This is a genomic window from Natrinema sp. HArc-T2 (assembly GCF_041821085.1).
GTDB lineage: Archaea > Halobacteriota > Halobacteria > Halobacteriales > Natrialbaceae > Natrinema.
The window spans coordinates 26146-47590 of record NZ_JBGUAZ010000010.1 but is presented as its reverse complement, the minus strand read 5'-3'; the positions used below and the strand labels follow the sequence as shown (position 1 = coordinate 47590).

The following is a 21445-nucleotide window of genomic DNA, read 5'->3' as shown; positions in this document are numbered from 1 at the left end:
TGCCGTCAATGTACACCTTGAATAAATAAATCGATTCTACGAGTTACATTGGTACGTCTGTAAAACATTCTAACCTGCATCAGTGTGAATTCCATTTTAGCATGGTCGAAATGTCGTAGTACGAGGAGTCACGATGAATGTTGCAGTTGTACCTGACTTGGGAACGGAATAGCCACTCTGAGAGAATTCCAATCATTGTATTTCGCCAGGATCTGAATAAAGCTGGGGGAGGCACCATCTAGCTAGCGCAGTTTGAGAAGTGAGCAGATCGTAGAGTATCTTGACTGTCGAGACGTTTCTTTTACGATTGGCTTTGGCAGTTACAGGATCGTTCGTCGAGTAACTCCCTGACAGTGTACTCTTGAAGGCACTCCTCGCAGGTCACGGTAACGGAGACGGTAACGTTGAACTCACCGATATCGATGAGGTCCTTTCGATCGAGTCGGGCAATCGTATCCGAGGTCACTGCTTCGGTTCGATTTTGGAGCGCAGCGAGCTTTTCCCGGCTTCGCTCGAGTTGTTCCTCGTCGCTTGGCTTCTCGAGTTCCGTCTCGAGGCATTTCGTGAGATGATTGTAGACGGTTTGATGAGAGACGAAATCAGATTCGACCTGCTCAACTGGAACCCCATCGCGTTGCAGCTCGTTTCGTGTCTGAACCCGTGTGCCGCTGCTGACATCGTCGTCCGTGAGCAATCGGTATGTATTCTCGATTTCCCCCTCTCGCGGCGGAATATCTGCGTTAGCAAGTGCCGCCGAGAGTATCTGCTGGTTCACATATGTCGCGAGTTGCCGTGTGCTGAGCTGTTCGTCAGCATCGCCGGTCCAGTATGCGATCAAGTCGTTATCGAGACCTGATAGGTCGTATTTGTCGGCGACCCGTCCAAGCTTACAGCCACATGACGATTCGTCGGTCTCGGAATCCTCGATATCGGTCATTAGATAATTGGAAGGTGACGAGCGTAAAATATGTTTCCCTCTCGGATACCGTCCGAGGACTGAGATGGATAACCCATACGCTCTTGCTACTGGTCTTCGTACCACATGTAAGTATGCTTAGTGGTATCGTTTCCATAGCGGTCTTTCGATGCCTCCACTATTTACAACAGTACAACCGTAATAGACGGCGAGTCCAGTCTTGTCCGGTCTGGCCGGGGTAGTGATCTGTTGTTCCAGTCATTGAAAGATGAGAGAGTTCTCACAGTGGAGTGGCTTAACCACACACGGAACGTCGTATTCGAGTCTCGTATACGTCCCCCGCCACTACTAGTTGTGGTCTGAGTGTCATTCAATCTACGACCAGCTATCGACTAAAAAGAAAAGTTCGAAAAGTAGGTGGCTATCAGAACACAGATTCGAATAATTGGGCCAATACTATTCTGTATACGGTACCCGTATACAATGTTGAATGGGGCGATCATTAGCTCGGAGCCATATCTGATCCGCTACAGTCACCCAGTGACTCACAGGGTTCGGTGAATTGTGGTCAAGCGGCGTGAGAAACTCTCATCGATCGTTCACCCACTGTTAATTCCATGACTGAGGTTTGAAATCAGCAACCGCTCAAACGCACCCGATAGATCCTGCCCATTGATACAGGTACGCATGAAATACTGTCAGCGCTCAGTTCCGAGGGATACGGTCAGCGGAAACATCGGTCGTCAACCGCTGTGTATAGCGGCTCCTGACCCACCAAGTCGTATCACGCCAGTTAGACTATACTCAAGTTCGCTCTCCAATACCGTTATAACCCGAGTGCTTCACTCGCGACCGTTGTCTTCTGAATCTCCGTTGTTCCACCGATGATACTCAGGATCTTCGCATCCCGGTAGTATCGCTCGAGCGGCAGATCCGTCCGGTATCCCTTCCCGCCGTAGACCTGCATTGCGTTTCGAGTGACGAACTCGGCGGCGTCGCTCGCGACGTACTTCGCTTTGCTCGACTGGCGCGTACTGCCGTTTCCGGATGCGATAGCCGTCGCCGAGTCGTAGACGAGATGCCGCGCCGCGTCGAGTTTGGCATCCATGTCTGCGACGAGAACCTGCACGGCCTGGTACTCGCCAACGGGCTGTCCGCCTTGCTCGCGGTCTCCCGCATAGTCGACGGCTTCCTCGAAGGCAGCGGTCGCGATTCCGGTCCCGATCGCACCCAGTCCGGTTCTGGCCATATCGATCGTTCCCATCGCGATTCGGAACCCCTGTCCGATCTCGCCAAGTACCGCGGACTCGTCGATGTCGACGTTTTCGAGCGTCGAATCTCCCGTCACGTGGCCGCGCATTCCCATGAACTCCGTCCGGTCGAAGTCGAACCCGTCCCGTCCGTCGGCACTAGGTGCGAGAAACACGCTTACGCCGTGGCCCTCCTCGGGCGCGGGCCGTTTTCGAGCGACGACAAGATGGATATCCGCGACGCCGGCGTTCGTTCCGAACGCCTTCTCACCGCTGAGCGCATACCCGTCTTCGGTTTCCTCGGCGACCGTCGACAGCTCGGTCGGCGAGCTACCGGCGTCCGGTTCCGTCAGCAACATCGACCCGACGGCTTCACCTTGCGCCATCGGCTCGAGGTATTCTTCCTTTTGGGCTTCAGTGCCGAAGTTCGCGATCGGGAGCGCTGCGAACGTGTGACCCTGAATCGTTTCGGCGACGGCACCGCTGGCCTGTGCGATCTGTTCGACCGCCAGACAGTAGGAAACGAAATCCGAGTCCGCACCGCCGTACGCTTCGGGAAGCATGATCCCTAACAGTCCCCGCTCGCCCGCCGCTTCGATCACGTCGCGTGGGAACTCGTCAGTCCGTTCGATCCGATCGGCTTCCGGTTCGACGACCTCCTCGGCAAACGTTGCTGCTCGGTCACGGAACTCGCGGTGCTCGTCAGAGAGTGCGTTCTCGATGAGGCTCATTACAGTACTACAGGCGAGGCACATCACTATAAAAGTTCTCGAGCGGCTACGGCAGTACCACTCCATTCGTGTGCCTCTCCGTGGCGGGTCCCAACCGTCTGCTGCTGGCTACTTGCGACTGTTGGGTGTCAGTCCCATTATAGTAGCCACTGAACGTCCCCTGCACACCCGACACGAGAGCTGTGTGATCGGTGTATCAACCGTTTCAGTTGGTACTATAGTCGCGTCTCGACGTCTTCGACACAGGTGACGGTGTTTGGTTACAGACCGGCAGGAACTGCAGACGCAGCGAAAAACGATGAGCTAAATTCCCGAGGAGGAGCGTCGTTACTCGAGGTTGACGTTGACGTTTTTGGTCTGGGTGTACTCCTGCAGTGCCTCGGTCCCCTGTTCGCGCCCGTAGCCGCTCTGTTTGAAGCCGCCGAACGGCGTCTGTGGCTGGGTCACGGGATATTCGTTGATGCTCACCATGCCGTAGTCGAGGTACTCGGCGGTCTGGTGGGCCGTTTTCAGGTCGTTCGTCCAGATGCCCGCCATGAGTCCGTACGGCGAGTCGTTGGCGATTTCGATCGCTTCCTCCTGGTCAGAGAACTCGATGACCGAGAGCACAGGGCCGAAAATCTCCTCCTGTGCGATCGTCATATCGTTCGTCACGTCGGTAAAGACGGTCGGCTCAACGAAGTAGCCAGTGTCTTTGTTCGCGGGAACGCCGCCGCCGGTCGCGACGGTTGCACCTTCGGCTTTGCCGGTCTCGATGTAGTCGAGGACCTCTTGCTGGTGGCTCTCGCTAACGGTCGGCCCCATCTGGCCGTCGTCGTCGATACCGCTGCCCAGCGGGATCGCCTCGGCTCGTTCGACGACCCGGTCGACGACCTCGTCGTGGACCGATTCGTGGACGAGCAGTCGCGAGCCGGCCCAGCACATCTGACCAGCGTTCATGAAGATGCCGTAGTGACACCCGGCAGCAGCGGCGTCGAGGTCAGCATCTGGGTAGACGATGTTTGGCCCTTTGCCGCCAAGCTCGAGGGTGACACCAGTGACGTTCTGTGAGGCACGCTCCATGACGCCTTTGCCGACGCCCGTACTTCCGGTGAACGCGATGTGGTCGACATCGGGGTGTTCGACGAGTCTGTTTCCTGCCGTGCTCCCGCGACCGGGAACGACGTTCACCACGCCATCGGGGATGCCTGCCTCGTCTGCAGCGAGCGCGTAGTACAGTGCTGACAGTGGCGTCGTGCTCGAGGGCTTGAGAACGGCCGTGTTTCCACACGCGAGCGCTGGTGCGAGACTCCGTCCGGCGAGCTGGAAGGGGTAATTCCACGGGATGACGTGTCCGGTGACGCCGACCGGCTCTCGAACGGTGTAGTTCAGTCGGTCGCCGGGGACCGGTACCTCGTCGCCCTCGATCTTGTCGGTCCAGCCGGCGTAGTAGCGGAACGTGTCGATGACCATATCGACGTCGAGAGTAGCTTCGAACGGCGTCTTGCCGTTGTCTCGAGACTCGACGCGGACGATCTCGTCTTTCCGGTCTTCGATCGCGTCTGCCATGGCGTCGAGATACGAGCCGCGCTCTCGGGGATCGAGCGAGCGCCACTCACTGTCTCGGTCGACCGCATCGAACGCTGCCTCGACGGCACGATCGACGTCTTCCTCGCTGGCTTCTGCGAGCTCCGCATAGGTCTCCTCCGTTGCTGGGTCTTCAGTCGTAAACGTCTGGTTGCCATCGGCGGCAATCCAGTCGCCGTTGATATACAGGTCTGTTGGACCGGTGTAACTCATGCACATCAGCGTATCAGTTGATCGGATAAAAATATGTGGTATCCAATCACCCGGCGGACACTCTCTCACTCCGTGAGTTATCTATAAGGTCCCCGAGTAGATAGTCAAAGACATGCGAGATGCATACGTACTCGGAGCTGGACAGTCATCGTTCGGCTCGTTTCCAGAAGAGACGTATCTCTCGCTGTTCGACGACGCGTTCGACGCGGCGATGGACAGCGTGGATACGACGATCGACCCAGAACAGATCGACGAGGCGTTTCTCGGAACGCTCGGCGTCGGTGGCCGCCAGATCGGTCTGTCTGGGCCAGCAGTAACTGAACACCTCGGACTTCACGGCGTTCCGACGACGCGCGTCGAAAACGCCTGTGCTGCCAGCGGCTACGCGTTCCGACAGGCGGTGACTGCCGTCCGTTCGGGACTCGTCGATGTCGCACTGGCCGGTGGCTACGAGGTGATGACCGACGCGAGTTCCGACCACACGCGCTGGTGGCTCGGCGTCAGCGGCGAGACCGAGTGGGAACGAATGAGCGGGACGACGTTCGCCGGTGTCTACGCCCAGATGGCAAGCGCCTACATGGACGAATACGATGCCGAGATAGATGATCTCAGCCGCGTCGCAGTGAAAAACCATGGGAACGGCGCACAGAATCCCAAGGCACACCTCGGCTTCGAGTGCTCGCTCGAGGATGCCTCCGCTGCCCCGTCGGTCGCAGATCCGCTCAATCTCTATCACTGTTGTCCGACGACCGACGGCGCGAGCGCCGTCCTCGTCGTGAGCGAAGACGTTGCCAGAGAACACAGCGATACGCTGGTCCGCGTCGCCGGTGCTGGTGCCTCGAGTGGCCGGGTCGGACTGTTCCAGCGCGAATCGCTCACCTCGATTCCAGCGAGTGTTCGTGCGGGAGAAGACGCCTACGAGGCTGCGGGAATCGAACCATCGGATCTCGACTTCGCGGAGATCCACGACTGTTTCGCCATCGCAGAACTGCTGGCCTACGAGGACCTTGGATTCTGTGAGCGTGGCGAAGCCGGTCGACTGCTCCGGGAGGGGGTTACCGACCCTGACGGCGAACTGCCGACCAACACCAGCGGCGGGCTGAAATCGAAAGGCCATCCGATCGGGGCAACCGGGACCGGTCAGGTCGTCGAAGCCTTCAAACAGCTCCGCGGCGAGGCGTACGTTCAGGTCGACGATCCGAAATACGGGCTCACACACAACGTCGGCGGCAGCGGCGGTGGTGTGACCGTCCATATCTTTGAGAAGGAACCAATGGAGGGGTCAGCATGAGAGGACTTGTCGCTGGGGGCGTCTACGTCCCTCGGTTCCGACTGTCGAGCGACGAACTCGAGACGGCATGGGGAACGAGCCACGCTGCGGGGGTCGACCAGAAGGCAGTCCCCGCTGCCGACGAGGATACGCTGACGATGGCCGTCGCAGCCACCGAACGCGCACTCGAGGGTGCGTCCGTCGATCGAGCGGCGATCGATGTCGTCGCGGCTGCGACGACGACACCCCCGCTCGAGGAAGGCGACTTCGTGTCACGACTGGTCAGAATGCTCGATCTGCCAGCGGATGTCGCGAGTACGACCACGACACATCACACTGCGGCCGGCGCGGAGGCGCTCTCGCGGGCGCTCGATGCCGACGGGACGGCGCTCGTGATCGCTGCCGACTGCCCCGAAGGAGACCGCGCCGATAGCGATCATCCCTTCGGTGCCGGCGCAGCAGCGCTCATTATCGGTGACGATCCCGCCGTGGCGATCGACAACGTGGCCTGGCACAGTAACGAGACGCCCGGCATCCGCTTCCGTGAACGCGGTCAGCGAGACACCGACTCGCTCGGCATCACGACCTACGAGCGCGATGCCATGCGCGAGGCCGTTACGAGTGCAGCCACCTCACTCGGCGTCGACCTCGAGACGGCGACCGCTGCGGCAGTCCATCAGCCGAACGCCTCGCTCCCCTACCGCATCACGGGCGATCTCCCCCTGTCTCCTGACGCCGTGTCGGCGGGGACGGTGGCCGATCAGATCGGCGATGCTGGCGCGGCGACCGTCCCGATCGGGCTGCTTTCGGCGCTCGATGAAGCCGACGACGACGAACTGACCGTCGGTGCCTTCTTCGGCGGTGGCAGTGCAGCCGCAGTGGCCTGTGAGGGCAGCCTTGCGGTCCCCGGTATCGAACGGATCGCCGCCGCGGAGCCGATCTCGTATTCGGCGTACCTTCGAGAGCGTGGCTACGTCGTCGACGGTGACGTCTCCGGTGGCGGTGCGAACGTGAGCCTGCCGAACTGGCAGCAGTCACTCGAGCAGCGATACCGCCTCGTTGCCGGGTCGTGCCCGGAGTGTGGCGGCGTCACGTTCCCGCCCAAGGGTGCCTGTCAGGAGTGTCACGCTCGCGTCGAGTTCGACGCGGTCGAAGCGCCTCGAACCGGAACGATTCGAGCGATGACCGTTATCGGACAGGGCGGTGCACCGCCCGAGTTCGCACAACTCCAGCAACAGGACGGTGCCTACACTGCCGCAATCGTCGCGCTCGAAACCGAGGGCGGGTCCGTCACGCTGCCCGCACAGTTGACGGACGTCGATCCTGAGGCGATGGCCGTCGGCGATACCGTCACGGCGACGATTCGGCGGATCTACACGCAGGAAGGCGTCACGCGGTACGGTGTCAAGTTCACGCCAGCCGATGATGGGGATCACTGACGGTCTGTAGGGATCTGACTACACGACTGCTGTCCAGTTCCTCGTTTTTCGGAGCGATACCGCGGTCCCCCGATACGTGATCTGGAGACATCCGCGCTATGTTCTCTACCGCAGGCTGTCAGCTGATGTCGTCCGGATCGAGCTCCTCGAGTAATCGTCGGAACTTGAACGAATCGGTGTCTGGCAGGGGAACGTTCCCCGAGCATAGTTGACAGTGCTCGAGCTCGTCTGAGAGGTCAGATCGAAGGTGTTCGCGAACGGTGTATGCCTGCTGGATCCCTCGGCAGTCTCGATTCGTGTGATAGCAGTCACTGTGGGGGACGACATATACCGACTCTTCCTGCGTCTTACGCATTGTGTACACCGTAAGACTGTGACGCCGTATCGTCGATGGCGGAACTCCCGATTGCAGTGGTGATACGAACGAAGTACTGTGTTCTCATTTCGTAAGTAATCTATCAAAACTGAGTAGATCATATAATAGTAGTGGCATCGACAATACTGGCGATAACTCCGATTCAGACGGACAGTCTCGTCTTCGCGTCTCTCTCTGCCCCTTCCATCATTATTATGTCTGACATAGTTATCTTTATTTGGTAACTCGTTCTCATACGGCATGCGATGATGTCCATAACTGACCATCACACCGCATTACCAGACGATCTTGTATCACCACGAGTAAAGTTAGTATACGTCACTATTCTCGTGATGGACGGGGCGACGGTCTCCGAGCTCCAGCACCGACTGAAACTACCCAAACTCACGCTCCTTCCGATACTGACATCACTCGACGCAAACGATCATATCCGGCGAACGGAGGATGAATATGTCTGCCAATGAGCTGCTCTCACCGGCTGTGACAGCCGCCCCTGTCGATCGACAGCTGGAGCTTCGAGTCGAGTGTTACGTCCGGGCATCCGTTCCCGCTGCACTTACCGAGACGATCGACGATATCGTCGACCGGTTGCACTCCCTCCGTGAATCCGGGACCATCGCTGACTATCAGGTTACGACCTGGCCACCGGAGTGCCAGCCGATCGACTCGATCACCGAGGGCGAACCGACTCGAGACGAACTCGTCGCCGAATTCGAACGCTGGGCCGCGCAGCACGACTGCTCGCTCGAGCCGGCGTTCCAGCGACAGAACGTCCCCTTGCTCGAGGCTGCTACTGACGATTCGATCGAGCGAGTTCGCGTTCCCGTCGTCGCGTTGGCACTCTATGCCGACGACGCAGGTGCTGACACGGACTCCCTCTGTGGAGTCGTTCCCTACACGAACGGCGAGCGAACGCACACCGTCACTGAGTGGCTCATGTCGACCGAACCGAATGAAGGCACAGATGGGACACCTATGACTGGAAACGAGCAGTCGACACCGCTGGAGACGGGCACCGAGAGCCAGCCCGACAACAGTCCCTCCGATCGCTAACGATGGATGACGACATCGGTCAGCCGAACGACGAACGTCCGTCGGAAATACGGCCCGATTCGACCGATTTCGACGACTCTCCACCGGTGGACGTGCTGCTCGAACTAGTGGCACATCAGCACCGACGGGATCTCCTTCGGTATCTGATACGTTCCACTGACACGCCGACGGCGATCGATGAGGTGACGACGCATCTCCTCGAGCGATACGCCGAGGGGACGAGCGAGCAGCCGGACCGTGACCAGCTCGAGCTCTTGCTCCATCATATTCACCTCCCGAAGTTGACCGCGGCTGGCATCATCGAGTACGATTCCCGCTCGAACGAACTTCGCTATCGGCGTCACGACCGCCTCGAAACGCTTCTCGACTGTCTCGATGCAGCAGACCTGACGTAAGGCGTATCGGCGTCTCCTCGCGTCACAGCTGGCACGTTCGATCCCGTCCAACTGATTGTTCCCGTTGTCAGCGATAGCAATCTTTTTGATCCGGACGCGAGTGTGTTCGTCTATGCAGGTAACCGTTCTTGGAGCCGGAAGTATGGGACACGGAATCGCCCAGGTCTCTGCGATGGCGGGCCACGATGTCATCCTCCGAGACATCGAAGACGAGTTCGTCGAAAACGGTCTCGAGGGGATCCGCACCAATCTTCAGGGTGGCGTCGACCGGGACAAGCTCACCGAGGCCGAGATGACTGAGACGCTCGCGCGCATCGAGGGGATGACTGACCTCGAGGCAGCGGTTGCGGACGCGGACCTCGTCGTCGAGGCGGTGCCGGAAGACATGGACCTAAAGAAGGAGGTCTTCGCGGACGTCGAAGCCGCGACGAGCGAGGACACGATCATCGCCTCGAACACCTCCTCGCTGTCCGTGACCGAGATGGCAAGCGCCCTCGAGCGCCCCGAGCGGGCCGTCGGATTGCACTTCTTCAACCCGCCACATATCATGGACTTAGTCGAGATCGTCATCGCCGAGCAGACCGACGACCGCACCGAAGCGTTCGCGATCGACTACGTGCAGGGCATCGACAAGGAAGACGTCGTTGTGCGCGATACGGCTGGCTTTGCCACGTCACGACTCGGCGTCGCGCTCGGCCTCGAGGCGATTCGGATGGTCGAACAGGGCGTCGCCAGCCCAGCCGACATCGACGAGGGGATGTCGGTCGGCTACGGCCACCCGATGGGCCCACTCGAGCTGACCGACCACGTTGGCCTCGACGTGCGTCTACACATCGCCGAGCATCTCCGCGAGGAGCTGGGCGAGCGGTTCAAGCCACCGCAGTCGCTGCGCCGGAAAGTCCGTGCGAACAAGCTCGGCAAGAAGACCGGCGAAGGCTACTACGTCTGGGAAAACGGCGAACGCGTCGGCATGAGCGGCGAGTGGGGTGATGACGATGAGTGACCTTACTGATGACTATGAATTGCTCTCCGTTACAGTTGGTGAGCACGCTGACCGCGTTGCGACGGTTGCCATCGAGCGACCGGACGCCCGGAACGCGCTCAACGGACAGGTCCGAACGGAACTCAAAAACGCCGTCGCTGCAGCCGAGGCGGACGACGACGTGCGCGTCCTCGTGCTTACCGGCGGTGAAGGATCAGGCGCATTCGTTGCCGGTGCCGACGTGACCGAGTTCAAAGACCGCGGTGTCGTCGAGCAGCGCGACGCCAGCAAACGTCCGCGGATCTACGAGACCGTCGACGATGCCTCGCTCCCGGTTATCGCGAAAATCAACGGCCACGCGTTGGGCGGTGGCTGTGAACTCGCGATGGCCTGTGACGTCCGTATCGCCAAAGCGGGGTCGAAGCTCGGCCAGCCCGAGATCAACCTCGGTATCATCCCCGGCGGCGGCGGCACGCAGCGGTTGCCACGACTCGTCGGCGAAGGGCAGGCGATGAAACTGATCCTCTCCGGCGAACTCGTCGGCGCGACGGAAGCCAACGAGATCGGCCTCGTCGACGAAGTGCATGACGAAGCCGACCTCGACGAGCGCGTCTACGACCTCGCCGAATCGATGGCCACCAAAAGCCCACTCGCCCTCGAGTTCGCCAAAAACGCCGTCACGGCGAGCGCTCGCATGGGGCTCGAGGAGGGGCTGGACTACGAAGCCGAACTGTTCACCCAGCTCTTTGCAACTGACGACAAAGACGAGGGGATCGACGCCTTCCTCGAGGGTCGGGAGCCCGAATTTACCGGCGAATAGTTACAGAAGTCGGATTTTTCGGCAACAAAAGACGGGTGACTGCCACTAGACCGGGCGCTACTCACCAGTGAACTCTGGGTCGCGATCCTCTCGAAATGCCTGGAGTCCTTCGCGATGATCGTCGGTTTTCAGCAGCGTACTCTGGGCGAGCGATTCCAGAACGCCCGCCGTCTGCGTGTCGGTATCGCGGGCCGCATTGACGACGCGCTTTGCCAATCCAAGGGCTTGCGGCGGCTGGTCGAGCAGTGTGTCTGCGTACTCTCGTGCGGCGGCTTCGGGGTCCGATTCGACCCGTTCGGCGAGACCGATCTCGTGGGCGCGTTCACCGTCGATGAGGTCGCCACTGAAGATCAGGTCCTTGGCTGTTCCCGGACCAACGAGATGAACGAAGCGCGAACAGCCACCCAAGCCGGGAATTAGCCCGATGTTGTGCTCGGGAAAGCCGAGCGTTGCGTCGGGAGCCGCGATGCGAACGTCACAGGCTAACGCGAGCTCGAGGCCGCCGCCGACGCAGGTTCCGTCAATCGCAGCGAGAACTGGCTTTTCCATCGTTTCGAGCGCGTCGAAGGCGCCACCGAGAATTCGCGAGTTCGACCGAAATTCGTCAGTTGACCACTCCTGGGCCGTTTCGAAGAGACCAATATCCGCGCCGACCGAAAACACGTCAGCGGATCCGGTGATGAGTCCAACGCGAACGCGGTCCTCGCGAAGGATCTCGACTGCATCAGCGAGTTCGTAGCGCATCTGCTGGCTGATCGCGTTGACCGGCTCGTTTGCGAGTCGCACGGTTGCAATGCCATCGTCGACGGACACCTCGAGTGTGTCGAACGTCATATGTGTACGAGAGACACGAGGCGTCTTATCATGAGCTTTTCGGGCTTTCGACGCGATCAGCCCCAAGTTTGAAACTCGCTGCTCTCTCCGAGAAGCGATTCGACCCAACTGTTTTAGCAAGTTTTATTATGATCCACTGCAGTTTGCTTAATTGGCGGGAAAAGGTCGGCTCCACCCAAGAGATCCACCTCTGGTCATCAGACATCCTGCCTGTGACACAATTGGACTTCCTGTCCGAGGCCCAGAGACAGCCATGTTGCTTGCTCTGGCCCTCGGTTTCGCTGCCACAAACCGATGAGCCGTTGGTCTCGATCCGTTGTCGCTACCGTGCGTCGACTGTCCCACAACCACTGATGGCGTCTCTCTCGTAGCCACTGAGCGTTATCATATCCGATCGCACGATAACTGTGCGATCGGTGGAAAATTGCACACCCACGACCGGCTACAGAGCATGACTGACGGCGGTCCGGTCAGTCTGCTTTCGATCTCCCGGCGATGAGAACCGGCCGGTCGGTGCTCAAAATCACGTCCTGTGTGACGCTGCCGAACAGTGCCTTCCCTGTCGGTGATCGATTCCGACCGGCGAGGCAAATCATGTCCGCATCCATCTGTTCTGCATACGAGAGTATTTCCGACGACGGTTCGCCGCTTCGCTCGGCCAGATTCACGTCGATCCCCGCAGCCTCGAGCTGCTCTTCAGCGGCTCGTGCCGTCTGGAGTTGCGAAACGGATGCCCCGGATGGGTTATCCGAGAAGACGTGTAATACCGTCACGGAGACGGCATCGGTTTCGATCGGGAGCTCAAGCACTGTTTGAATCTGCCGTTCGACACGAGCCATCTCGTCATCGACGGCAAGGAGTATCTCGCTCATAGGTACCACTAGCCGTTCGAGACATAAATAGTTCGAGGGCGATTCCCAGTCGAACCAGCGGTGGTAACTCTCGATCTACCGGGGTGGCGTCTGTGACCCGGTCCGATTGATTGAACGCTCCTCTCCGGTTACTGCCGGGCCGCGGTCCTCGCGAAACGCTTCGATTCCTTCCCAGTGACGTTCAGTAGCTACGATAGCACGCTACCGGACCTGAGTGAGCGTTACTCCCAGTCCGGGCCGCGCTTTTCAAAAAAGGCCGACAGCCCCTCGTCAAAGGTATCGGATTCGCTCATTCGCTTGATTGTCGACCGCTCCTGCTCGAGGTGCTGATCGAGCCGTTCGCTGAAGACCGTATCGACGAGTTGCTTCGTCTGTGCGTACGTTTCAGTGGGGCCATTCGCATACGCTATCGCGTCTTCAGTCACGGCCTCGATGAACTCCGATTCCGGAACTTCGTACCGGGTATTTGCGAGGCCGAGTTCGACTGCCTCCGTCGCAGAGATCGGTTCGGGATCGAACAGTAATTCTCTGGCCCTGTATGGACCGACCGTTTTCACGAGGAAGAACGGCGTCGCGTTATCCGGCGTCAGCCCGATACGGGCGTACGCCGTGTCGAACACCGCGTCGGCGTGCAGACTGATCAGATCCGACGCGAGTGCAAAGCCGAGACCGCCACCCGCCGCGACGCCGGTCACGGCCGAGATAACGGGCGCTGGAAAGCTCCTGATCGCTCGAATGAAGCGATTTGACGCCGCTGCGATGGTGTCGATCTTTGCAGACCGCATCTCCTGTGGCGTCTGCTTGACCGAGTCGAGATCTGCGCCAGCAGAGAACACCGGCTCACCGTATAGCACCAGACAGCCGACCTCACCGGCGAGTGATTCCACCGCTGTTGCCATTGCCTCGACCTTCGAGGGACGAAAGACGTTCATCGGCGTCTCATCGTGTTCCATCACGAGGCGGGCGACGCCGTCGTCGTCGAGGCGCTCGAGGCGGACCAACTCGTGAAGTCGCTCGGTTTCGATGGTCACACTGAGTCACCCCCAGTGGGCCAGTTGCTCCAGTTCCGACGAGTATCGCGGAATGCCGCCGCTGCGGGAGCCGGAGGCTGGGTTCGCGTCGGGGAACTCGGTCGTCCGTCGCTCACGTGTGCGCTGAGCCGTTCTGAGTGCATCCCACGTGGGACAGTCATTGGACACCGAGGTAGCTTTCCATCGTTTCGCGGTCGGCGAGCAGTTCTGAAGCAGCCGATTCGTGGACGATCTCGCCAGTCTCGAGGACGTATGCTCGATCCGCTAACTCGAGTGCCATTTCGGCGTTCTGCTCGACGAGCAGGATGGTGACGCCACGTTCGTTGAGTTGCCGAATGATATCGGCAACGTCGTCGACGATCTGTGGGGCGAGTCCCTCGCTTGGTTCGTCGAGGAGGAGCAGATCCGTTTCGGGGCCGAGCAGCGCACGTGCGATCGCCAGCATCTGTTGTTCGCCGCCGCTCATCGTTCCCGCTTTCTGGTCCCGTCGCTCGTCGAGTCGCGGAAACTGCGTATAGATCTCCTCGAATTGGTCCGCCTGGTCGTCGTCGCCGCTGTGTGCTGCCAGCCGAAGGTTCTCCTCGACGGTCAAGTTCCCGAAGACGCGTCGTTCTTCGGGAATCCACGAGATCCCGTGTTTCCGAACCTCATGTGGGTCTAACTCGTGGAGCTGATCTTCCTCTTTCGTGATTGCTCCGTTCGTGATCGACGTTACCCCCATGACACTTCGGAGCGTCGTCGTTTTTCCGGCCCCGTTTCGACCGACCAATGCGACGATCTCGCCACGATCGACGGCAAGCGAGAGATCGAAGAGGATGTGACTGTCCCCGTAGTGGGTATCGATCGAATCGACCGTCAACAGTCGATCGGCTGCTCGAGCGTCAGTCACGGCTACCACCACGCAGGTATGCCCGCTGGACGCGTTCGTCCTGTTGAATCTCCGCTGGCGGTCCCTGTGTCAACAGCGATCCGTTGTTTAACACCGCAATTTGATCGGAAATTCCCATTACAATCTCCATATCGTGTTCGATGATAATAAGCGTAATATCCGTCGCGATGTCTTCGATCAGCTCCACGGTTTCGTTCGTCTCTTCGGGACTCATCCCTGCCGTTGGCTCGTCCATCAACAGGAGATCCGGGTCCGACGCGAGCGCAATCGCGATCTCGAGATGTCGTCGCTGCCCGTACGAGAGGTTCGATGCAGGCTCGTGGGCAACGTCGTCCAGCTGGACTCGCTCGAGAACGCGCATTGCGTCGTTAATCGGCTCCTCGAGTGATGCGTGATGTTTGAGGAAATCCGTCGGTCCAAAGCCGGTGTATCGGGCCTGTGCGGCGAGGCGGACGTTTTCGATCGTCGTGAGTTCGGTAAAGAAGTTCGTAATCTGGAACGAGCGAACGATCCCGTGACGAACGATTTGGTGTGGGTCTTTGCCACCGATCGACTCGTCCTGAAAGACGATCTGCCCGTCGGTCGGCTCGTACTTGCCAGTGATGAGGTTGAACAGCGTCGTCTTCCCAGCCCCGTTCGGGCCGATGATCGAGGTGATGCTGTTCTCTTGGATCTCGAGTGAGACGTTATCGGTCGCGGTCAGCGGTCCGAACCGTTTGGTCAAGCCGTCGGTCCGAAGGATCGCGTCACTCGATGTGTTCGGGTGCGGTCCATCCACTTGCTCGAGTTCGTTTGCGTTGCTGCTCATGGTTACCCTCTCACCGCGTCGAGGTAGTTTTTGAGTGCCTGTAATGCCTTGCCGAGTGCGGCGCGGGGATCGTTTCGCACGGCGACGATCATCCCAGCGAGTCCACGCGGGGCGAAAATTACCACTGCAACGAACAGTCCACCGAGGATGACCTCCCAGCTTGCCACACCACCGAGTCGATCCTCGAGGAAGACGACGAGTCCAGCGCCGACCATTGGGCCCCAGAACGTTCCCATGCCGCCGAGTAACACCATGACGACGAGTTCACCGCTAACCGTCCAGTGTAGCAGTTCGGGGTTTGCGACGCTCTGGAACGGAACGTACAGTCCACCGGCGAGACCGGCGAAGCCGCCGCTGATCGCGAACGCGATGACTTTGTACCGGTCGACGTCGTACCCGATGAACTCGATCCGGTCTTCGTTCTCGCGGATGCCCTGTAGAACGCGTCCGAACGGGGAGTTGGCGAGTCGAACCAGTCCGGCGAGCGAGAGGGCGACGATTCCCAGCGTCAGGTAGTAGTAATTGAGCCGGTTGCGGAAGTCGATCCCGAACAGTTCGTACAGCTGAATCCCGTAGAGACCGTTGTCACCACCTGTAACCGTTTCCATGCTGAGGATCGCCGCTGGGAGATCGGTAAACGCGATGATGTAGATCATCTGTGCGAACGCCAGCGTCAGCATGGCGAAGTAGATGCCACGTGCTCGCACGCTAACCCAGCCGATCACTGCGGCCGTGATCACGCCAGTGATGATCGCTGCCGGTAAGACGACGAGCGCGCTCGCAGTCACTCTCGTGATTAGTAACGCAGCGACGTACCCGCCAGCACCGTACATCGCGGCGTGGCCGAACGAGAGCAGTCCTGCGTAGCCGAAGATGAAGTCCAGACTCAGCGCCAGGAGTGCGAACGTCAGCATTCGGATCAGGAGGTTCAGCCAGAAGGGCTGTACCGACTGGATGACTGGTCCCAGTGCGGCGAGACTGGCGATGGCCAGTACCAAGACGAGCCGTCCGCCACTCGAGAGGATCTGGTTCCCCGTCTCAGACGGTCGCTGTCGCCGGATGAAGTCGAACACTTGCTGCATCTATGCTGCCTCCGCCGTGCCGAACAGGCCGTTCGGTTTGATCATAAGTACCACTGCCATCAGTGCAAAGAGGAACAGTTCGGTCAACGTCGGCACGATCAATGCACCGTACGCGGTTACCAGACCGATCAGGAGCGCGGTATAGACAGCACCGCGGAAACTCCCCAACCCGCCGATGACGACGATGACGAACGCTTCGATAATGACGCCCATTCCCATGCCGGGGTCGACTGAGCGCGACACACCGAGTAATACTCCCGCGAGTCCGGCCAGCACCGCACCGAACACGAAGACGCCGGTGAACACCTTCGAAACGTCGATCCCGAGCGCGTTGACCATCTCCGTGTCCTGCGCACTGGCTCGCATGAGGATGCCGAGGTTACTCCGCTCGATCGCTAGCCATACGGCAGCTATCAAGAGCGTGCTCACGACGAGGACGAACAGCCGGTACAGTGGGTAATCGAACGCTCCCAGTGTCACCGTTCCGGTGAGAACGTCTGGTTTCGGGATTTGTCTCGCCTGTCCACCCCAGATCTGCACGACGGCCCCCTGTATCATAATCGCGAACCCGAAGGTCAGCAAGATATGGTAGAGGGGGTTGCGACCGTAGAGCGGTCGGAGCGACAGCATCTCGATTGCAACCCCGACGACGCCGACCACCAACGGTGCAAGCAACAGGGCAAGCCAGAAGCTGCCCAGCTGTGCTGCGATGACGACACCGAAGTACGCACCGAGCATGTAGAGTGCCCCGTGCGCGAAGTTGATGACGTCGAGCATCCCGAAGATGAGCGTCAGCCCTGCGGCGATCAGTGCGAGGGTCATCCCGGATTGGATCCCCAGTAACGTCGCCCGAAGGATCGAGTCAATCATGGCTGGCGGTCACCTCCGCTCTCGCTCGCCTCGCTCGGCAATGCGCTCTCTCGTCTGTGCGATTACTACCGTGTGGATGTCTTGGACGGTCCATACGAATCACAGGCTGCATCCCCAGCTGGGGCCTTCGACTTGTTCGATCGTCGTGACGACTTCGTTCTCGACGGGATTTTCGCCGTCGCTTTCGACGACTTCCCGCACGTACATGTCCTGCACCGCTTCGTGTGTTTCGGGGTTGAACGTGAAACTCCCGCGTGGGCTATCGAGTTCCATCCCACTGAGGGCGTTCGCCATGGCATCGGGATCCGAGCCACCCGATTCTTCGACCGCAGCAGCGAACGCCTGTGCGGAATCGTACCCCTGGCAAGCGTAGACGTTGGCCGTGCTATCATAGGCGTTGTTGTAGTTCTCGACGAACTGCTGGTTTCGCTCGGCGTCTCGAGTCGGCGTGTAGTGCAGCAGCGAGTACATGCCGAGTGCGGCCTCACCCTGTGCGGGAAGCGTATCTTCCGACAACAGGAATCCGCTTCCGGTCTGGGTCATCTCGTTGTTGAGCCCGTACTCGGCGAAGTCGGAGATGTAGTTGACGGCGTCGCTCCCCGCAAAGAACGAAAACACCGCATCAGCGCCGCTGCTCTCGATATCTCCGAGATACGATGAGTAGTCACTGGTGCCAAGCGGCGCACCGACTTCGTCGACGACTTCGCCACCGGCTTCGGTAAACGCCTCTTTGAAGAAGTTCTTCGAGTTCTGTCCGAACGCGTAATCAGCATACGACAGACACACGTTGTCGGCGACGTTGTCGTATACCCACTGTGCCAGCGGGGCACTCGTTTGCCAGTCGTTGAACGACGTTCTGAAGTGGTAGTTCAGACAGCCCTCCTCCGCGATACGGTAGTTGCCCGCGTTCGCGTTCAGCCAGATCGCGCTCGCCTCGGTTTGGATCGTCTGCATCATCGCGATCGCGACGGCACTCGAGACGGGGCCAACGATCGCATCCGCGCGTTCTTCGACCAGCAGTTCCCGCGTCACGTCCACGCCGCGATTCGTGTTCGCTTCCGTGTCACGCTCGACTGTTTCGACCTCTTCACCGTTGATCTGCCCGTCGTTTTGCTCGAGGTAGAGTTCGAACCCGTTGACGATACTCTCTCCGAGCATCGTATACGTGCCCGTAAACGGCAGTGCAAATCCGACTGTCAGACCGTCGTGTCCGCCGCTGAGGCAGCCACCGAGTGCGGCTCCGACACCGACTGCCGCCCCACTTGTGAGATATTGTCGTCTCGATAGCGTCGATGACTTTGTCTGTGTGTTTTCATTCCTCATGGTACTCTCGTCCGTGAGTTTGCGAACCATACTCTACTGTGTAGCATTACCATATATATAAATTTCGTCTATATGGTGGGAACGACCACCGGTTCGTGAAATATCACAACGAGGTTTCAAATGCGGATCTCACTATTTCGAATTGGACCCTTCGAGCTTGGATGAGTCCAATGTAATGTGGGTGCATCCTATCGACTGCGCGTGAGCAATGTGCTCCTGTTTCCGGACCGATGCTGGTCAGGCCGGCGATCAAACCGTGGCTAATATTAATTGATGGGAGTTGCGGCGAAGAGTGTTGTTAGCGCTGAATCTATGGACATTCGTTCCAGCATATGTTCAATATTATTACACCTTTCTGTATTCTTATTATCCTATTCGGATACGTAGGAACCGGCAGCTATATTATGAAAAGCTATTATAGATAGACCGTACATGCAAGATGGTATCACAGAGGGGTACCTTCCAGACGAATCGAACACCCCTGAGTACATCCACGCGGTACCGGAAGCACACTATCCACAGCAAATCAACGTGGCCGACGAGCTGGTCGACCGTCACGTCCGCGAGGGACGCGGCGACAACGTTGCGGTCTACTTCGAAGATCGGACACTCACGTACGAGGAACTCCAGCAGAAGGTAAACAGCATGGGGAACGCGCTCCGTGACCTCGGTATCGAAGCCGGCGATCGGGTCGTCGTCCGGTTCCCCAATCGACCAGAGGCGATCGTCTCGTGTCTGGCAGCCCAGAAAATCGGTGCGGTCGCGCTCCCATCGATGAAGCTCTTGCGAGCAAAAGAACTCGAGTACATCATCAACAACGCCGAAGCGTCAGCCGTCGTCGTCTACGACGATCTCCTCGACGAAATCGAGAACGCGCTTCCCGAACTCGAGACCGTCGACGACATCATCGTTGCCGAACGCAACGGGATCGATCACAGCTATCACAGCTACGACGGTCTGATCGACGACGCCAGTGACGAACTCGAGGCCTACGAGACCGAGCGCGACGATCTCGCGTTGATGCTGTATACGAGCGGGACGACCGGGCGGCCAAAGGGTGCAATTCACACCCATCGGAACATGCTGGCCACCGCAGATACGTATGCCCGCTACTGTATCGAGCCGACGGAAGACGACGTCTTTGGTGGCAACCCACCGCTGCCCTTCGCGTACGGATTCGGTGACCTCGTGACGTTCCCGCTTCGGTTCGGTGCGAGTACGAGTCTCGTCGAAGATGCGTCTCCTGGCGACTTACTGGAAGCGATCGAAAATCACGGCATCTCGGTCTTCTGTTCGATTCCAACAGGATACAACCAGATCCTCTCACGACATCCGGACGGGCCTGATGAATACGATGTCTCGTCGCTTCGCCTCGGACTCAGTGCAGGTGAGCCGTTGACTCCAACGACGTTCGAGAATTTCAAATCCGAATACGGGGTCGAGATTCTTGACGGGATCGGGACGACGGAAATGCTGCACATCTTCATCAGCCACCGCCACGATGAGGAGATCGATCCGAACGTGACCGGCTACCCGGTCCCCGGATACGAGTGCAAGATCATCGATCCCAACACTGGCGAAGAGCTGGAACGCGGTGAACCAGGTCACCTCGCGGTTCGCGGTCCAACTGGTATCGAATACTGGGACCGACCTGAAAAACAGATCGGGGCGAACAAGGACGGCTGGTCGATTCCGGGCGACATCTTCGTCCAGCGTGAGGACGGTCGACTCGAGTACAAGTCCCGTGACGACGATCTCATTATCTCGAGTGGGTACAACATCCCCGGACCCGAAGTTGAGGCAGTTGTCGAAGAACACGAATCGGTCTCCGAGGTCGCCGTCGTCGGCAGTCCGGACGACCAACGCGGTGAAGTCGTGAAAGCGTTCGTCGTCCTGAGCGACGGTGTCTCCGGTAGTGACGAACTGGTCTCGGAACTCCAAAACCACGTCAAGAACACCCTTGCGCCGTACAAGTATCCGCGCAAGGTCGAGTTCTGTGAGACTCTTCCGCGGACGGAGACCGGAAAGATCCGTCGGACGGAACTGCGGGAACAAGAGCACAGCTAACAACGGCCTTTCAGAGACGAACCGCGTCGGATTTCGCCGTTGTCGATTGCCTTGTCTTGCCTCTCTCGGGCAGACTTTTCGATGCACCTACCGACACCTGTTGCAGTCGTTTCTGTCTGTCTCGCCTTCTCAGACCAGTCTAACTCTTGGATATTGTATCGGTTTCAACGTACGTAATCGCGCTTCTCGACTCGTCACCGTCGGATGAGGTCGACGAGGCACTGCTCGCGCGTCTTCTCCGGATGCCGGTCGATCGGTCCGATGAACGTCGGCGCTTGCTACTCGTAGAGAGACACCGCCGGCGACAGCTGTTCGAGTTCAGTCGCGTGTGAATCGTGGGACCGGACAGGACCTGAGAGGCCGATCGAGTTTTTCGAGTCGGTAGCGATCGTATTCCCATCCCGTATACAATATTGTATACGAAAGATGTATACAAATGCTGGAGCAGACCTCGTCGCTTGACTGCACTCGGCTTGAGGATGGTATCCGATTACAACAGTACGGTTGTAATTCGATGTAGAATCACTTCTCGAGAATGGGCCGATCACGGACAGCTCGGCGACCGGTGTAATTACAGTTGTACTGGTGTAAATACCTGGCCGGTGCACAGACGATTTCCGTATACGATCCCCGTATACACCACTCCAACCAGAAGGTG

At 58.9% G+C, this 21445-nt stretch carries 18 protein-coding genes and 1 pseudogene; 7 read left to right on the top strand and 12 right to left on the bottom strand.

The features are described from left to right. Positions 1 to 301: 301 nt before the first annotated feature. The 3 genes from rdfA to ACERI1_RS17235 form a co-directional block, all read right to left on the bottom strand. Positions 302 to 937: a rod-determining factor RdfA gene (gene rdfA, locus ACERI1_RS17245; protein WP_373619698.1), complete on the bottom strand. Its 636-nt coding sequence runs from the start codon at positions 935 to 937 to the stop codon at positions 302 to 304. 805 nt (positions 938 to 1742) lie between these two features. Continuing rightward, positions 1743 to 2897 carry an acyl-CoA dehydrogenase family protein gene (locus ACERI1_RS17240; RefSeq protein WP_373619697.1) on the bottom strand — a complete coding sequence of 385 codons (1155 nt, stop codon included), beginning with the start codon at positions 2895 to 2897 and terminating at the stop codon, positions 1743 to 1745. A 327-nt stretch (positions 2898 to 3224) separates the two neighbouring features. After that, positions 3225 to 4676 carry an aldehyde dehydrogenase gene (locus tag ACERI1_RS17235; RefSeq protein ID WP_373619696.1) on the bottom strand — a complete coding sequence of 484 codons (1452 nt, stop codon included), beginning with the start codon at positions 4674 to 4676 and terminating at the stop codon, positions 3225 to 3227. A gap of 112 nt (positions 4677 to 4788) precedes the next feature. Between ACERI1_RS17235 and ACERI1_RS17230 the strand changes: the two genes are divergently transcribed. The 6 genes from ACERI1_RS17230 to ACERI1_RS17205 all read left to right on the top strand — a co-directional run bounded on the left by ACERI1_RS17230 (position 4789) and on the right by ACERI1_RS17205 (position 11011). Then, complete coding sequence (locus ACERI1_RS17230) at positions 4789 to 5967, top strand: beta-ketoacyl synthase N-terminal-like domain-containing protein (RefSeq protein ID WP_373619695.1); 1179 nt, start codon at positions 4789 to 4791, stop codon at positions 5965 to 5967. Beyond that, a complete protein-coding gene (locus tag ACERI1_RS17225) occupies positions 5964 to 7385 on the top strand; it encodes a zinc ribbon domain-containing protein (protein WP_373619694.1) in 1422 nt (473 codons plus the stop codon). Before ACERI1_RS17230 ends, ACERI1_RS17225 begins: the two co-directional genes overlap by 4 nt. 826 nt (positions 7386 to 8211) lie before the next feature. Further along, positions 8212 to 8814, top strand: a complete 603-nt coding sequence (locus ACERI1_RS17220) for an HTH domain-containing protein (protein WP_373619693.1) — start codon at positions 8212 to 8214, stop codon at positions 8812 to 8814. Positions 8815 to 8816: 2 nt separating this feature from the next. Further along, the gene (locus ACERI1_RS17215) at positions 8817 to 9209 is read left to right on the top strand and encodes a hypothetical protein (protein ID WP_373619692.1); all 393 of its coding nucleotides are present in this window, start codon (positions 8817 to 8819) and stop codon (positions 9207 to 9209) included. A gap of 112 nt (positions 9210 to 9321) precedes the next feature. After that, on the top strand, positions 9322 to 10212 hold the full coding sequence (locus ACERI1_RS17210) for a 3-hydroxyacyl-CoA dehydrogenase family protein (protein WP_373619691.1): 891 nt from the start codon (positions 9322 to 9324) through the stop codon (positions 10210 to 10212). Continuing rightward, positions 10205 to 11011: an enoyl-CoA hydratase/isomerase family protein gene (locus ACERI1_RS17205; protein WP_373619690.1), complete on the top strand. Its 807-nt coding sequence runs from the start codon at positions 10205 to 10207 to the stop codon at positions 11009 to 11011. Before ACERI1_RS17210 ends, ACERI1_RS17205 begins: the two co-directional genes overlap by 8 nt. A 57-nt stretch (positions 11012 to 11068) precedes the next feature. Here ACERI1_RS17205 and ACERI1_RS17200 read toward each other — a convergent pair whose 3' ends face one another. The 9 genes and pseudogenes from ACERI1_RS17200 to ACERI1_RS17160 all read right to left on the bottom strand — a co-directional run bounded on the left by ACERI1_RS17200 (position 11069) and on the right by ACERI1_RS17160 (position 18720). Then, entirely contained in the window at positions 11069 to 11845 is a 777-nt protein-coding gene (locus ACERI1_RS17200; RefSeq protein WP_373619689.1) for an enoyl-CoA hydratase/isomerase family protein, read from the bottom strand. Between the two features lie 470 nt (positions 11846 to 12315). After that, on the bottom strand, positions 12316 to 12717 hold the full coding sequence (locus ACERI1_RS17195) for a universal stress protein (RefSeq protein ID WP_373619688.1): 402 nt from the start codon (positions 12715 to 12717) through the stop codon (positions 12316 to 12318). Between the two features lie 221 nt (positions 12718 to 12938). Next, the gene (locus tag ACERI1_RS17190) at positions 12939 to 13748 is read right to left on the bottom strand and encodes an enoyl-CoA hydratase/isomerase family protein (protein WP_373619687.1); all 810 of its coding nucleotides are present in this window, start codon (positions 13746 to 13748) and stop codon (positions 12939 to 12941) included. Positions 13749 to 13905: 157 nt separating this feature from the next. Then, the gene (locus ACERI1_RS17185; RefSeq protein ID WP_373619686.1) at positions 13906 to 14637 is read right to left on the bottom strand and encodes an ABC transporter ATP-binding protein; all 732 of its coding nucleotides are present in this window, start codon (positions 14635 to 14637) and stop codon (positions 13906 to 13908) included. Further along, positions 14630 to 14755 carry a hypothetical protein gene (locus ACERI1_RS17180; RefSeq protein WP_373619728.1) on the bottom strand — a complete coding sequence of 42 codons (126 nt, stop codon included), beginning with the start codon at positions 14753 to 14755 and terminating at the stop codon, positions 14630 to 14632. The genes ACERI1_RS17185 and ACERI1_RS17180 overlap by 8 nt, the downstream gene beginning before the upstream one ends. A gap of 95 nt (positions 14756 to 14850) precedes the next feature. Beyond that, positions 14851 to 15445, bottom strand: a pseudogene (locus ACERI1_RS17175) (ABC transporter ATP-binding protein); the annotation flags it as partial. A gap of 2 nt (positions 15446 to 15447) precedes the next feature. Further along, positions 15448 to 16527, bottom strand: a complete 1080-nt coding sequence (locus ACERI1_RS17170; RefSeq protein WP_373619685.1) for a branched-chain amino acid ABC transporter permease — start codon at positions 16525 to 16527, stop codon at positions 15448 to 15450. Then, complete coding sequence (locus tag ACERI1_RS17165; protein ID WP_373619684.1) at positions 16528 to 17397, bottom strand: branched-chain amino acid ABC transporter permease; 870 nt, start codon at positions 17395 to 17397, stop codon at positions 16528 to 16530. 99 nt (positions 17398 to 17496) lie between these two features. Beyond that, a complete protein-coding gene (locus tag ACERI1_RS17160; protein WP_373619727.1) occupies positions 17497 to 18720 on the bottom strand; it encodes an ABC transporter substrate-binding protein in 1224 nt (407 codons plus the stop codon). A gap of 432 nt (positions 18721 to 19152) precedes the next feature. Here ACERI1_RS17160 and ACERI1_RS17155 point away from each other — a divergent pair, with 432 nt between their 5' ends. Then, entirely contained in the window at positions 19153 to 20787 is a 1635-nt protein-coding gene (locus tag ACERI1_RS17155; protein ID WP_373619683.1) for an acyl-CoA synthetase, read from the top strand. Positions 20788 to 21445 lie beyond the last annotated feature (658 nt).

Coding starts and splice junctions, on each gene's coding strand:
- ACERI1_RS17195 (WP_373619688.1), bottom strand. CDS start 12,717: ATGAGCGAGATACTCCTTGCCGTCGATGACGAGATGGCTCGTGTCGAA.
- ACERI1_RS17170 (WP_373619685.1), bottom strand. CDS start 16,527: ATGCAGCAAGTGTTCGACTTCATCCGGCGACAGCGACCGTCTGAGACG.
- rdfA (WP_373619698.1), bottom strand. CDS start 937: ATGACCGATATCGAGGATTCCGAGACCGACGAATCGTCATGTGGCTGT.
- ACERI1_RS17205 (WP_373619690.1), top strand. CDS start 10,205: ATGAGTGACCTTACTGATGACTATGAATTGCTCTCCGTTACAGTTGGT.
- ACERI1_RS17235 (WP_373619696.1), bottom strand. CDS start 4,676: ATGAGTTACACCGGTCCAACAGACCTGTATATCAACGGCGACTGGATT.
- ACERI1_RS17225 (WP_373619694.1), top strand. CDS start 5,964: ATGAGAGGACTTGTCGCTGGGGGCGTCTACGTCCCTCGGTTCCGACTG.
- ACERI1_RS17165 (WP_373619684.1), bottom strand. CDS start 17,397: ATGATTGACTCGATCCTTCGGGCGACGTTACTGGGGATCCAATCCGGG.
- ACERI1_RS17220 (WP_373619693.1), top strand. CDS start 8,212: ATGTCTGCCAATGAGCTGCTCTCACCGGCTGTGACAGCCGCCCCTGTC.
- ACERI1_RS17200 (WP_373619689.1), bottom strand. CDS start 11,845: ATGACGTTCGACACACTCGAGGTGTCCGTCGACGATGGCATTGCAACC.
- ACERI1_RS17160 (WP_373619727.1), bottom strand. CDS start 18,720: ATGAGGAATGAAAACACACAGACAAAGTCATCGACGCTATCGAGACGA.
- ACERI1_RS17180 (WP_373619728.1), bottom strand. CDS start 14,755: ATGGGAATTTCCGATCAAATTGCGGTGTTAAACAACGGATCGCTGTTG.
- ACERI1_RS17155 (WP_373619683.1), top strand. CDS start 19,153: ATGCAAGATGGTATCACAGAGGGGTACCTTCCAGACGAATCGAACACC.
- ACERI1_RS17230 (WP_373619695.1), top strand. CDS start 4,789: ATGCGAGATGCATACGTACTCGGAGCTGGACAGTCATCGTTCGGCTCG.
- ACERI1_RS17210 (WP_373619691.1), top strand. CDS start 9,322: ATGCAGGTAACCGTTCTTGGAGCCGGAAGTATGGGACACGGAATCGCC.
- ACERI1_RS17215 (WP_373619692.1), top strand. CDS start 8,817: ATGGATGACGACATCGGTCAGCCGAACGACGAACGTCCGTCGGAAATA.
- ACERI1_RS17240 (WP_373619697.1), bottom strand. CDS start 2,897: ATGAGCCTCATCGAGAACGCACTCTCTGACGAGCACCGCGAGTTCCGT.